The following is a 12,652-nucleotide window of genomic DNA, read 5'->3' as shown; positions in this document are numbered from 1 at the left end:
TGACCGGGCCCCGGGGGGCGGCCTTACGATGGGACGCATGACCGCTTCGTCTGGCCGCCGTGTCCTGCTCGCCGCCCCCCGTGGCTACTGCGCGGGTGTGGACCGCGCCGTGATCGCCGTCGAGAAGGCCCTGGAGCAGTACGGGGCCCCCGTCTACGTCCGGCACGAGATCGTGCACAACAAATACGTCGTGCAGACCCTGGAGAGGAAGGGCGCGATCTTCGTCGAACAGACGGAGGAGGTGCCGCCGGGCAACATCGTGATGTTCTCCGCGCACGGCGTCGCCCCCGTCGTCCACGAGGAGGCCGAGCGCGGGAAGCTCGCCACCATCGACGCCACCTGCCCGCTCGTCACCAAGGTCCACAAGGAAGCCGTCCGCTTCGCCGACGACGACTACGACATCCTCCTGATCGGCCACGAGGGCCACGAGGAGGTCATCGGCACCTCCGGCGAGGCCCCCGACCACATCCAGCTGGTCGACGGCCCCGGCGACGTGGCCAAGGTCGAGGTCCGCGACCCCTCCAAGGTCGTCTGGCTCTCCCAGACCACCCTCTCCGTCGACGAGACCATGGAGACCGTCGACGCCCTCAAGGAGAAGTTCCCCCAGCTCATCTCCCCGCCCAGCGACGACATCTGCTACGCCACGCAGAACCGCCAGCTCGCGGTCAAGCAGATGGGCGCCGAGGCGGAGCTGGTGATCGTGGTCGGCTCCCGCAACTCCTCCAACTCCGTGCGGCTCGTCGAGGTCGCCAAGCTGGCCGGCGCCCGTGAGGCGTACCTGGTCGACTTCGCCGACGAGATCGACGAGAGCTGGCTCGAGGGCGTCGGCACGGTCGGTGTCACCTCGGGCGCCTCCGTGCCCGACATCCTGGTCGAGCAGGTGCTCGAATGGCTGTCGGCGCGCGGCTTCGAGGACGTCGAGATCGTCAAGGCCGCCGAGGAGTCCATCGTGTTCTCGCTGCCCAAGGAGCTCCGCCGCGACCTGCGCGAGGAGGCGGCCACCCTGGTCGCCGAGCGCGGCGGCGCCGGGACCGACTCCGCGAAGTGACCGTGGAGCGACGGTGACGGTCACGCGGACTGCCTCGCGTGACCGTCCGTCGTTCGTCGTAACGTAGGGCCATGCAGATCTTCGGTGTGGACATCGGCGGTTCCGGGATCAAGGGTGCCCCGGTGGACCTGGACAAGGGGGACCTGGCGCAGGAGCGCTGCAAGGTGCTCACCCCGCACCCCTCGACGCCCGACGCGGTGGCCGACGGCGTGAAGGAGGTCGTCGACCACTTCGGCTGGACCGGACCGGTCGGGGTCACCTTCCCGGGCGTCGTCACCGACGGCTCCATGATCCGTACGGCGGCCAACGTCGACAAGAGCTGGGTCGACACCGACGCGCGCGTGCTGCTCGGCGACCGGCTGGGCGGCCTGCCGGTGACGGTGGTGAACGACGCGGACGCGGCGGGCGTCGCCGAGATGCACTTCGGCGCCGGACGCCACCACCGGGGCACGGTGATCCTGCTGACCTTCGGCACCGGTATCGGCAGCGCCCTGTTCGTGGACGGCGTCCTCGTCCCCAACAGCGAACTGGGCCATCTGGAGCTGCACGGTCACGAGGCCGAGAAGCGGGCCTCCAGCAGGGCCAAGGAGGACCACGACCTGTCGTGGGAGGAGTGGGCGCACCGGGTGCGGAAGTACCTGGCCCATGTGGAGATGCTGTTCTCGCCCGAGCTGTTCATCATCGGCGGCGGTGTCAGCCGCAAGTCCCACAAGTTCCTGGACCAGCTCCACGGCATCAAGGCCGAGATCGTCCCGGCCCAGTTGCAGAACAACGCCGGCATCGTCGGCGCGGCGATGCGCGCGGCCAGCGGCGCCTGAGCGCCGTCAGGGACGGGGACGGTTCCGCGCGGCGCGCCGGTTGGCCATACGCACCCGGCGCACCCTGCGGACCAGCACGATCACTCCCGCGGTCAGCGTCCCGCCGTAGAGCCAGCCGGCCTGGGTGGCGAGACCCGTCACCATCCCCATCAGCCCCTCGAGGGTGCCGCTGCCGAGGTCGGCGACCGGGACCAGCCCCACGGCGAAGGCGATCGGCACGACGACGGGCGCGATGAGCAGGTCCCCGTCCCTCGCCCACAGCGCGGTCAGCGCGCACACCGGCAGGAAGAGCACGCCGTACACGGTCGGGGACGAGCCGAACAGCGCCCCGGTCAGCAGACCGAGGACGAGCATCACCAGCCCGCAGAAGAGGCCCGAGCCCAGTCCGGTGAGCCGGGGGCCGGGCAGCCGCCGGGCGGCCGCGCGCGGGGGAGCGGGCCGGCGCTGAGGCACCCGCGCGGGGCGCGCCGGGTGCGCGGCCCCGCCGCCCTTTGCCCGCCTCGCCTGCGGAGGCAGCGGCGGCCCCTCACCGCGGGGTCCGTACCGTCCGTGCTGCGTGGGTCGCGTCCTGTGTTGCTCCACTGGACCAACCTAGGTCGTTTTATGTGCCGAACGGCCTGTCAGACACGCCGGTGATCGGTACGGGTCCGGACGTCCGGCGCATCGCCGGGGCGCGAGCGGACACGCCGTAGACTGGTGGATCGGTCCTCGTCCCCCATCCTCATGTACGGGAAGTCGCAACGTGTCGCTCACGATCGGAATCGTCGGTCTGCCGAATGTCGGCAAGTCGACCCTGTTCAACGCCCTGACCAAGAACGACGTGCTGGCGGCCAACTACCCGTTCGCCACGATCGAGCCGAACGTCGGCGTGGTCGGCGTCCCCGACCCCCGCCTCACCAAGCTGGCGGAGATCTTCGGCTCCCAGCGGATCCTCCCCGCCACGGTCGACTTCGTCGACATCGCCGGCATCGTGCGCGGCGCGTCGGAGGGCGAGGGCCTCGGCAACAAGTTCCTCGCGAACATCCGCGAGTCCGACGCGATCTGCCAGGTCATCCGCGCCTTCCAGGACGAGAACGTCGTCCACGTCGACGGCAAGGTCTCGCCCAAGGACGACATCGAGACGATCAACACCGAGCTGATCCTCGCCGACCTCCAGACCATCGAGAAGGTCCTCCCGCGCCTGCAGAAGGAGTCGCGGATCAAGAAGGACATCGCGCCGAAGGTCAAGGCGGTCGAGGAGGCCAAGGAGATCCTCGAGAAGGGCGACACCCTCTTCTCCCAGGGCATCGTCCAGAACACCGAGCGCGCGGAGCCCCTCCACGACCTGCACCTCCTGACGACGAAGCCGTTCCTCTACGTCTTCAACGTCGACGAGGACGAGCTGACCGACGAGGACTTCAAGAACGAGCAGCGGGCCCTGGTCGCCCCCGCCGAGGCGATCTTCCTCAACGCCAAGCTGGAGGCGGACCTCGCCGAGCTGGACGAGGAGGACGCGATGGAACTCCTGGAGTCGGTCGGCGCCGAGGAGCCCGGCCTCGCCACCCTCGCCCACGTCGGCTTCCGCACCCTCGGCCTGCAGACCTACCTCACGGCCGGCCCCAAGGAATCCCGCGCCTGGACCATCAAGAAGGGCGCCACCGCCCCCGAGGCCGCCGGCGTCATCCACACGGACTTCCAGAAGGGCTTCATCAAGGCGGAGGTCATCTCCTTCACCGACCTGGTCGAAACGGGCTCGGTGCCGGAGGCCCGCGCCAAGGGCAAGGCCCGCATGGAGGGCAAGGACTACGTGATGCAGGACGGCGACGTGGTGGAGTTCCGCTTCAACGTCTGACGCACCCGGCGAAAGGCCGTCGGGCCTGCTGCGGAGCAGGGCGGTCGCGGTTGCTCATTCGCGCAGTCTCGTGGGAGGGGCGGCCGGTGTGCCATTGAATTCGGTACCGCCTTCCCGCGGTCTTGCTGCTCCGGAAACGCGGGTCGCGTGGTGGTTCCGGTGTGACAGGGTGTGGGCATGGCATCGATCCAGACGCTCAGTGATGCGGACCGGCGGGTGCTTGCGCGTTGGGCGGCGGGTTGTGCGGAGCGGGTGCTTCCGCTGTTCGATGCCGATGCCGGCGCGGTGCGGGAGATCCTGGACGCGGTGGAGCGCACGCGACGGTACAGCCGTGGGGACAGCAGCGCCGCCGACGAGATCGGCAGGCGCATGGTGGCGGTGAAGGCGGCGAAGGCCGCCACCACGGCCGCGGGAGCCGCAGCGGCGAGGTCGGTCGCTCAGGCCGCGGCGGTCGCGCACATGGGCGCTCACGCGCTGGGCGCGGCCGCGTACGCGACGAAGGCGGTCTCGCTGGCGAGCGAGGGTCGCCCGGGTGCTGTCGCGGAGGAGATCCGGTGGCAGCTGGGGCAGTTGAGTGACCGTGAGCGAGCGGCCTTGCGCCTTCTGCCGCCGCTGGGTGCCGACTCCTCCGGACCGCTCTGCGAAGGCCTGTTGTCGCGGGGCATCCTGGGGGCGACGATCCGCGAGATCCAGGTGGATGTCGGATCGACGCCGACGCCGGGAGTCGCGTAACCACTGAAGGAGCACCAGGGCGTCTTCGGCTGCTGCTGCCCGGGCTGTGTCAACGGGCCCGAAAATCAGGCGGGTTCGGGCTGTGGCTTGCGTCGTGGCGGTGGTACGGCGGTCGATTCCCACTGGGCCGTGGTGCGCAGGTAGGCGTGGATCACCGAGGCCGTCGACAGGAGGAGCAGGGGGCCGAAGAGCCAGGGGCGGGCGGCCATCTCCGTCGGCAGCCAGCGGTACGACAGGAGCAGCGCGGTGAGGACCGTCGTACCGTAGGCGACCAGCAGGCCCGCCGGACGGTCCCAGCCGCGGGCGAACGCGCGCATCCCCGCCTCGACCGTGAGGGCGAACACCACGCCGGCGAGGAGGTCGACGCCGTAGTGGTAGCCGAAGCCGAGCGTCGCCGAGAGGGTGGCGACCAGCCAGAACGTGCCCGCGCAGCGCATCGCCCGGGAGCCTTCGCGGGAGTGGATGAAGAGCGTGGTGGCCCACGCCGTGTGCAGACTGGGCATGCAGTTGCGCGGGGTGATCCCGTCGAAGGGGATCGGGAGCGGGACGCCGATCGTCGGCAGGGTGTCCGGCCACACCGGGGCCGCCGCCCAGGCGCCGCCCTCGGCGCCGTAGGCGTAGACCGGGCCCACGACCGGGAAGAGCAGGTAGCAGGCCGGTCCGAGCAGGCCGATCACCAGGAAGGTGCGCACCAGGTGGTGGGCCGGGAAGCGGCGTTCGACCGCCACGCGGCGCAGCTGGTAGAGGCCGACGAGTGCCGCCGCCAGCGGGAGCTGGCCGTAGACCAGGTGCAGGACGAACGGCCCGACCGGTTCCGTCGCCTCGACGATCCGGCCGGCCAGCCACGACGGGTCGCCCAGCGCGTGGTCGGCGGTCGCCACATAGGGGTCGAGCACGGTCGGGCGGGTCTTCGACGTGATGAGCAGCCAGGTGTCGCCCGTCTTGTGACCTGCCACCAGGAGCAGGCCGAGGCCGGTGCCCTTGAGCAGGAGCAGGCGCTCCGCCCCGGTACGGCGGGTGACGGCGACGACCGCGATACCGAGGACCACCCACAGCGCGCCGTTGCCGAAGTTCTGTTCCGCGCCGGCCGCCCACCGCACCAGCAGGAAGACGACGTCGACGCCGACCGCGGCGCCCGCCGCGACGAGTCGCTGCCGCCAGGTGAGCACCACCATCGACAGCGCCAGGCCGCCGTACAGCAGCGGCCCCGAGTCGGGGGCGAGGAGCAGCTCGCGCGCCTGGTGGGTGACCGGTCCCGGCACGCCGTAGCGGCGCGCGGCCCCTTCCAGCGCGATGAGGAAGCCGAGGGTCGCCACGCCCGCCGCCGCCCACAGCATGGCTCGCGGCCGGCGTATGCGCGCCGGTATTCGACTCGGTCTGGTGTCCACTGCCTGGTCTTAAGGGTGAAGATCGGATGATCTGGTCGTTGTCATGGGTCCGCACATGCTAACCGGACGCTGTGCGTTTGATGTGCGTCGGACCCGATTCGCGGTGGTCGGCGGCGGTGGGGACGGCGATGCCGGGGTCCTGGGATGTCCCGACCCGCCCGTACGATGCGGCGGTGTCCATACCTCCGCCGCCCCACGGCCCTTCGCAGGAACCCCCGGTCCCGCCGGGGCAGCACCCCGCCGCCCCGGGCCAAGGGCCGTACGCGCCGCCGCAGTTCACCTACGGCGGACAGCCCGGGTTCGCGCCGTACGGGCTCTACGGGCCGTACGGCCCCCGGCCCCCGGCCGCCGTCAACGGTCTCGCCGTCGCCGCGCTCGTGTTCGGCGTGCTGTGTGTGGTGCCGGCCGTCGGACTGGTGCTGGGGCTGGTCGCGCTGTGGCAGATCAAGCGGCGCGGGGAGCGGGGGCGGGGGATGGCGATCGCCGGAACGGTGCTGTCGTCGCTCGGGCTCGCGCTGTGGGCGGCGGCACTCGCCACCGGTGCCGTGGCCGGCTTCTGGGAGGACGTCAAGGACGCGACGCGCTCCGGCGGTGTCCTCACGCTGGACAAGGGCGACTGCTTCGACTCGCCCGGCGGGCTGGAGGGCTGGACCGTCGACGTGGACCGGATGCCCTGCGCGCGGCCGCACAACGGCGAGGTCTTCGCCGTCGTCATGCTCCCCGACGGCCGCTATCCGGGCGAGGACGGCCTCACCGACACCGCCGAGGAGCGGTGCTACGACCTCCAGGACACGTACGTCATGGACACCTGGGCGCTGCCCGCCGAGGTGGACGTCTACTACCTGCTCCCGTCCCGGCAGAGCTGGAACGTGGGCGACCGCGAGATCACCTGCATCTTCTTCGGTGAGGACGCCCGCGGCACCCTCACCGGGTCGCTGCGCCGGGACGCGACCACGCTCGACGCGCATCAGCTGGCCTATCTGGAGGCCGTGGGGGAGCTCAACCCCGTGCTGGGTGACGCGCCCGGCATGGAGTACCCCGACGAGGACCTGACGGACGACAGGGAATGGGCGGGACGGGTCGAGAAGGCCCTCACCGAACAGGTGAGGCTGTTGCGCGCGCACACGTGGCCGGCCGGCGCGGAACGGGAGCTGAGGGACCTGGTCGCCCAGCTGGACAAGGCCCGCGTGGAGTGGGGGAAGGCGGCCGACGCCGCCGACGTGGGCGCCTACTACCAGCACGAGGCGAAGGGCTGGGAGCTGATCGACCCCCTCGAGTCCGTCACCGCCCGCGAAGCTCTGGGGCTGGCCACCACACCGCCGGCGTACGAGGAGCGGCCCGAGCGCGACACCGGAGGCGGAGAGCTGAAGGTGTGAGGGCCGCCATAGCGGGGAGAAAGTGCCTGGGTAAAGCCCTCACCGCGCCATTGTCATCACATCGAGTGAATCTTTGGCCTTCGCTTGCCCGGTACAACCTACGGTTGCCACGCTGTTGCTGTCTGTACAACCTGATGGGAGCGGCCCGTGACATTCGGTGAGCAGCCGGCGTACCTGCGCGTCGCGGGTGATCTCCGCAAGAAGATCGTCGACGGCCGGTTGCCGCCGCATACGCGGCTTCCCTCGCAGGCGAGAATCCGCGAGGAGTACGGCGTCTCGGACACGGTCGCGCTGGAGGCGCGCAAGGTGCTCATGGCCGAGGGGCTGGTCGAGGGCCGCTCCGGTTCGGGGACGTATGTGCGTGAGCGGCCGGTGCCCCGGCGGGTCGCCCGTTCCGGGTTCCGTCCGGAGCGCGGGGCCACGCCGTTCCGTCAGGAGCAGGCCGACGCCGGTGTCCGGGGCACCTGGGAGTCGAGCAGTGAGCAGGCCGAGGCGGGCGGTGCCGTCGCCGAGCGGCTCGGCATCGAGCCCGGCGGCCGCGTGATGCGTACCCGGTATCTCTTCCGGGAGGCCGGCGAGCCGATGATGCTCTCCACCTCCTGGGAGCCGCTCGCCCTCACCGGCCGCACCCCCGTGATGCTCCCCGAGGAGGGCCCGCTGGGCGGTATGGGGGTCGTCGAGCGCATGCGCGCCATCGACGTGATCGTGGACAACGTGACGGAGGAGGTGGGCGCCCGCCCCGGACTCGCCGAGGAGCTGGTGCTGCTGGGCGGTGTTCCCGGACATGTCGTCCTGGTCATCCAGCGCACCTACTTCGCCTCGGGGCAGCCCGTCGAGACGGCGGACGTGGTCATCCCGGCGGACCGGTACCGGGCCGCCTATCACCTGCCGGTGAAGTAGCGGCCGGGGCGGGGTCCGCGTCCCCGCCCCGGGCAGCCACGCCCCCCCGCCGAGACCCGCTCCGGATGATCCTCGCGCGCCTTCGCGCGCCGTTCCACGCCCCCGCCCCGCCCCCGCTCCGGCGCACCGCCCACCGTGCCCGCGCCCCCGATGCCGTAGCAATCTGGCCGTTCTCCCAGGTCGCCCCCGGAGCGCGGCGTATCCGGCGGTATGCCGCTGACCGGACGCGTCAGCCTCCCCGCACGGCGCATCCGTCACCGCGCGCCCCCTGGGTTCTGGCTGGTTGCGTGCCTCTTTGTGAAAAGCCGTATTCGCTCAGTGAAGGTAAGGCGTAGGCTCGGGCATATGCGGACTGGGGTTTCGTTATCGGGCGGGGCGCGGCACCGGCCGCGGACGGGAAGCGGAGGGGAGCGATGAACGACGGCACGGTGACTCTTCCCTGGCTCGTCGTGCGCCAGGACGACAACGGCAACCGCTACCGGGTGGGCCGGTACGCGACCCGTGCCGAGGCCGAGAAGATCGCGGACAGCCTCGACGGGCGCGGACACAAGCAGCTCTACTGGGTCGAGCGGATCGGCCAGAACGGAACGGCCGCGGACTGACCCGGTCCGTTTCGCCCGCCTCCCGTAGGCTCCGGCGCATGAGGAGACGGATCGTGGTGGTCGGCGCCGCCCTGTGGCACGAGGGACGGCTGCTCGCGGCCCGCCGGAGCGCACCCGCCGAACTGGCCGGGCGCTGGGAGCTGCCCGGCGGCAAGGTCGAGCCCGGAGAGGCCCCCGACGCCGCCGTCGTACGGGAGTTGCGCGAGGAACTCGGCGTCGACGCCGAGGCCGTGGAGCGCGTACCGGGGGAGTGGCCGCTGCGGACGCCGTACGTGATGCGGGTGTGGAGCGCGCGGCTGCGCCCCGGATCCCCCGCCCCCCGGCCGCTCGAGGACCACGACGAACTGCGCTGGCTCACCCCCGACCGGATCTGGGACGTCGACTGGCTCGACCACGATGTGCCGGCCGTCCGGGACGCCCTTGTCCTCGGTCCGGGGGAGCACGCCCGAGGCGCGACTCCGGCGCACGGAGGCAAGGGTGACGGAATGTGGGCACCCTAAGAGCGCCCTCCGGGCGCCTGTCGAGCGCCGTCCCGCGCTGTGTGTGCCACCGTGCGCTGCCGAGTGCGGTAATCCGTCCGGGATATCGGGTATGTGCCCAATGACCCCATGAAACCGGACATGGGTGGAATCCTTCGGCCGGGACGTGATCCGCGTGATCGACACCGACGGCGACTACGCCGCGTGGACCTTCTCCGCCGACCCCGGGACCGTGCGCGGCGCCCGCTCCGCGGTCCGGGACCAGCTGCGCCTGTGGGGCCTCGACAGTGTCGGTGATCTCGCCGCGCTGCTGGTCAGCGAGCTGGTGACCAATGCCCTGCGGCACGCCGCCGGCCCCATCGGCGTACGCCTGACCCGTCCCGCCGACCACACCGGTGTCCTCCTGGTCGAGGTCTCCGACCCGCTCCCCGACCCGCCGCACGAGCGTGCCGCCCGGCCCGAGGACGAGAGCGGACGCGGATTGCAGCTGCTGGCGTCCGCGTCGCGCCGCTGGGGCACCCGGCCGGGGGCCGCAGGGAAGACCGTATGGTTCGAACTCGCGGTGCCGAGATGAGCCCTCGCACGCCCGTTCACGGTGTACGCGCCCGCCGTTTCCGTCGAGTGACCCGTGACCGGTCCGGGAGGTTGTCGAAGAGGGGGGTTCGACGACGTGTCCGCTGGTTAGAAGACTGGAAGTGTTCTCACGGCGCGGACCGAAAAGCATCGGGACCGTGCTGTGATCGTGAACACCGTGTTGTGCGGCACCGTAGTGCTGGATACTGCGGGCAGCCGCCCCCGGTGACCGGTGCCGGACGCGGTGAGCTGGAGGGGACGGTTCGCGTGAGCGAGATACCAGCGAAGGCCACGGAGTCCGAGGACTCGTCGGGTGGCACGAGGCGAGAGGCCGCGGACGGCCTCTTCTCAGGCGATGCTCCGTCCGCCGACGCGATGTGGCAGAGCAGTCCGCCCGGCTCCATCTACGACTACATCAAGGTGGCATCCTTCTCCATCGGCCCGGACGGGCTGGTCGACCAGTGGAGCCTGCGCGCGGAGCAGATCTTCGGCATCCCCGCCGAGCGCGCCCTCGGCATGGATCCCATCGAGGCGTTCATCGAACCCGTCCGCCGGGAGCGCGGCCAGCGCAAGATGGCCGAGATCCTCGACGGCCGTGAATGGACCGGGGTGGTGCCGTTCCGGCTGCCGGCCGGACTGGCGGCGGACGAGCGCGACCGGGACGGCCTCGCCGAGGTCTACGTCATGCCGACGCGCACCGAGGAGGGCGAGAAGGCCGCCGTCTGCATCGTCGTCGACGTCCGTACGCTGCGCCGGATCGAGACCGACCTCGCCGCCTCACAGGCGATTTTCGGCCAATCTCCGTTCGGTTTCCTGCTGATCGACCCCGACCTGCGGGTACGCCGCGCCAACCAGCGGTTCGCGTCCATCTTCGGCGGCTCCCCCGACGACCACCGCGGCAAGGGGGTGCACGACTATCTGCCGCGCGGCGAGGCCGACCGGGTCGCCGCGACCCTGCGCCGGGTGCTGGAGACCGGCGACTCCATCACGGACATGCACGTCACCGGCTTCGTGCCGGGTTCCGACGAGCGCCGTCACTGGTCCGTCAACCTGTACCGCGTGCACAGCGGCAGCGGCCGGCCCATCGGCGTCGCCTGGCTCGGAACCGACATCACCGCCCGCCGCGCCGCCGCCCGCGAGGCCGCCGCCGCACGGCGCAATCTCGCCCTCCTCAACGACGCGGGCGCCCGGATCGGCAACTCCCTCGATCTGGAGACCACCGCCCGCGAACTCCTGGACGTCGTCGTCCCCGGCTTCTGCGATCTGGCCACCGTCGACCTCTACCAGGGGCTGCTGGCCGGCGACGAGACCCCGCCGGGCCTCGCCGACGGCAGCGCGGAGGTACGCCGTGTCGCCTTCGCCAGCGCCGTGTCCGACGCGCCGTTCAGCGTCACCGGGGAGCCGGTGAAGCTGGGCGCCGTCCACCACTACCCGTTCAACTCGCCCTGCGCGGACGCCCTGCGCACGGCCCGCCCGCAGAGCGTCCCCGGCGGCGAGGGCGGTCTGGTGCAGTCCACGCTCGCCGTGCCGATGGTCGCCCACGACACGGTCGTGGGACTGGCCCAGTTCGCCCGTACCAAGGGCAGTGAGCCGTTCGGCGACCGCGACCGCGATCTCGCGGTGGAGCTGGCCGCGCGCGCCGCCGTCTGTATCGACAACGCGCGTCTCTACCGGCGTGAGCACGAACGCGCGTTGATATTGCAGCGGTCCCTGCTGCCGCCCGGCGATCCCGAGGCGTCCGGTCTGGACATCGCCTGCCGCTATCTGCCCGGCAATGTGGCCACCGGCCGGCCCAGTGAGGTCGGCGGCGACTGGTTCGACGTCATCGAACTGCCCGGCCACCGCACCGCGCTGGTCGTCGGCGACGTCATGGGGCGCGGACTGCGTGCCGCCGTCGCCATGGGCGAACTGCGCACCGCCGTACGGACGCTGGCCCAGCTCGATCTGGAACCCGCCGAGGTGCTCTCCCAGTTGGACGAGATCGCCCGCGGTCTCGGCGCGCCCGGAGGCGTCCAGCAGGCCACCAGGGCCGCCCGGCGCCCCCGTGAGGCCGACCTGTCCGAGGTGTACCTGGCGACCTGTGTGTACGCCGTCTACGACTCGGTGACCAGGCGCTGCACGTTCGCCAACGCGGGCCATCTGCCGCCCGTCCTGGTCGAACCGGGCGAGCCCGCGCTGATGCTCGACGTACCCCCGGGGATGCCGCTCGGTGTCGGCGGCGAACCCTTCGAGGAGGTGGAGGTCGAACTGCCCGAAGGTGCCCTTCTCGCGCTCTACACGGATGGACTGGTCGAAAGCCGCGACCACCCCCTCGACGAGGGCCTCCAGGCGTTCGTGAACGCCCTCACGGACCCCTCCGCGCCCCTGGAGGACGTCTGCGACCACGTCCTCAACACCCTCGACACGCACCACGGCGAGGACGACATCGCCCTGCTGATGGCCCGCGTCCAGGGACTGCCCGCCGAGTCCGTCGGCGACTGGACCCTGCCCCGCGAGCCCCGCAGCGTGGGCCGGGCCCGTGAGTACGCCCGCGCACAGCTGCTGGCCTGGGACCTGGAGCCGCTGGTCGACACCACGGAGCTGCTGGTCAGCGAGCTGGTCACCAACGCGCTGCGGTACGGCGAGGGCGAGATCAGACTCCGTCTCCTCCTCGACCGCACCCTGGTCTGCGAGGTCTGGGACTCCGGCCTGGTCCAGCCCCGCCGCCGGCGTGCCCGGGACACCGACGAGGGCGGCCGCGGCCTCCAGCTCGTCGGCCTGCTCAGCGCCGCCTGGGGTTCCCGCCGCACCCCCCGCGGCAAGACGGTCTGGTTCGAACTCCCCCTCCCCGGCCCCGACACCACCCTCACCGACCCGGCGGAGGCCCTGCTGAGCCTGTTCTGACCGCCGTCGGCGCGGACGTGCG

At 71.6% G+C, this 12,652-nt stretch carries 12 protein-coding genes; 10 read left to right on the top strand and 2 right to left on the bottom strand.

Annotation, left to right across the window (positions count from 1 at the left end):
* Window positions 1-28: 28 nt before the first annotated feature.
* On the top strand, window positions 29-1,048 hold the full coding sequence (locus IF28_RS0116630) for a 4-hydroxy-3-methylbut-2-enyl diphosphate reductase (protein WP_030220304.1): 1,020 nt from the start codon (window positions 29-31) through the stop codon (window positions 1,046-1,048).
* A gap of 71 nt (window positions 1,049-1,119) precedes the next feature.
* Window positions 1,120-1,866, top strand: coding sequence for a polyphosphate--glucose phosphotransferase (gene ppgK / locus IF28_RS0116625; RefSeq protein ID WP_030220301.1), 747 nt, complete (start codon window positions 1,120-1,122; stop codon window positions 1,864-1,866).
* 6 nt (window positions 1,867-1,872) lie between these two features.
* Here the strand turns inward: ppgK and IF28_RS36405 are convergent, their stop codons facing one another.
* Window positions 1,873-2,448, bottom strand: coding sequence for a DUF6542 domain-containing protein (locus tag IF28_RS36405; RefSeq protein WP_030220298.1), 576 nt, complete (start codon window positions 2,446-2,448; stop codon window positions 1,873-1,875).
* A gap of 160 nt (window positions 2,449-2,608) precedes the next feature.
* Here IF28_RS36405 and ychF point away from each other — a divergent pair, with 160 nt between their 5' ends.
* Window positions 2,609-3,697: a redox-regulated ATPase YchF gene (gene ychF / locus IF28_RS0116615; protein WP_030220295.1), complete on the top strand. Its 1,089-nt coding sequence runs from the start codon at window positions 2,609-2,611 to the stop codon at window positions 3,695-3,697.
* Between the two features lie 177 nt (window positions 3,698-3,874).
* Window positions 3,875-4,429: a putative immunity protein gene (locus IF28_RS0116610; protein WP_199809002.1), complete on the top strand. Its 555-nt coding sequence runs from the start codon at window positions 3,875-3,877 to the stop codon at window positions 4,427-4,429.
* A 65-nt stretch (window positions 4,430-4,494) separates the two neighbouring features.
* Here the strand turns inward: IF28_RS0116610 and IF28_RS0116605 are convergent, their stop codons facing one another.
* Window positions 4,495-5,766 (bottom strand): phosphatase PAP2 family protein, encoded by a 1,272-nt coding sequence (locus IF28_RS0116605; RefSeq protein ID WP_030220289.1) that lies wholly within the window; start codon window positions 5,764-5,766, stop codon window positions 4,495-4,497.
* Between the two features lie 224 nt (window positions 5,767-5,990).
* Between IF28_RS0116605 and IF28_RS0116600 the strand changes: the two genes are divergently transcribed.
* The 6 genes from IF28_RS0116600 (at window position 5,991) to IF28_RS0116575 (ending at window position 12,630) form a co-directional block, all read left to right on the top strand.
* Window positions 5,991-7,193 (top strand): DUF4190 domain-containing protein, encoded by a 1,203-nt coding sequence (locus IF28_RS0116600; RefSeq protein ID WP_030220286.1) that lies wholly within the window; start codon window positions 5,991-5,993, stop codon window positions 7,191-7,193.
* A gap of 147 nt (window positions 7,194-7,340) precedes the next feature.
* Window positions 7,341-8,093, top strand: coding sequence for a GntR family transcriptional regulator (locus IF28_RS0116595; RefSeq protein WP_030220283.1), 753 nt, complete (start codon window positions 7,341-7,343; stop codon window positions 8,091-8,093).
* Window positions 8,094-8,506: 413 nt separating this feature from the next.
* Entirely contained in the window at window positions 8,507-8,695 is a 189-nt protein-coding gene (locus tag IF28_RS0116590; protein WP_030220279.1) for an SPOR domain-containing protein, read from the top strand.
* Between the two features lie 38 nt (window positions 8,696-8,733).
* On the top strand, window positions 8,734-9,195 hold the full coding sequence (locus IF28_RS0116585; protein ID WP_030220276.1) for a (deoxy)nucleoside triphosphate pyrophosphohydrolase: 462 nt from the start codon (window positions 8,734-8,736) through the stop codon (window positions 9,193-9,195).
* 124 nt (window positions 9,196-9,319) lie between these two features.
* Complete coding sequence (locus IF28_RS0116580; RefSeq protein ID WP_030220273.1) at window positions 9,320-9,748, top strand: ATP-binding protein; 429 nt, start codon at window positions 9,320-9,322, stop codon at window positions 9,746-9,748.
* Between the two features lie 266 nt (window positions 9,749-10,014).
* Window positions 10,015-12,630: a SpoIIE family protein phosphatase gene (locus tag IF28_RS0116575; RefSeq protein ID WP_030220270.1), complete on the top strand. Its 2,616-nt coding sequence runs from the start codon at window positions 10,015-10,017 to the stop codon at window positions 12,628-12,630.
* Window positions 12,631-12,652: the final 22 nt, after the last annotated feature.

Source organism: Streptomyces sp. NRRL WC-3626, from assembly GCF_000718785.1.
GTDB classification, from domain to species: Bacteria; Actinomycetota; Actinomycetes; order Streptomycetales; family Streptomycetaceae; genus Streptomyces; species Streptomyces edwardsiae.
This window is presented reverse-complemented; position numbering and strand designations above follow the sequence as displayed.

Coding starts and splice junctions, on each gene's coding strand:
- IF28_RS0116630 (WP_030220304.1), top strand. CDS start 29: ATGGGACGCATGACCGCTTCGTCTGGCCGCCGTGTCCTGCTCGCCGCC.
- ppgK (WP_030220301.1), top strand. CDS start 1,120: ATGCAGATCTTCGGTGTGGACATCGGCGGTTCCGGGATCAAGGGTGCC.
- IF28_RS0116610 (WP_199809002.1), top strand. CDS start 3,875: ATGGCATCGATCCAGACGCTCAGTGATGCGGACCGGCGGGTGCTTGCG.
- IF28_RS0116605 (WP_030220289.1), bottom strand. CDS start 5,766: ATGCTGTGGGCGGCGGCGGGCGTGGCGACCCTCGGCTTCCTCATCGCG.
- IF28_RS0116590 (WP_030220279.1), top strand. CDS start 8,507: ATGAACGACGGCACGGTGACTCTTCCCTGGCTCGTCGTGCGCCAGGAC.
- IF28_RS0116585 (WP_030220276.1), top strand. CDS start 8,734: ATGAGGAGACGGATCGTGGTGGTCGGCGCCGCCCTGTGGCACGAGGGA.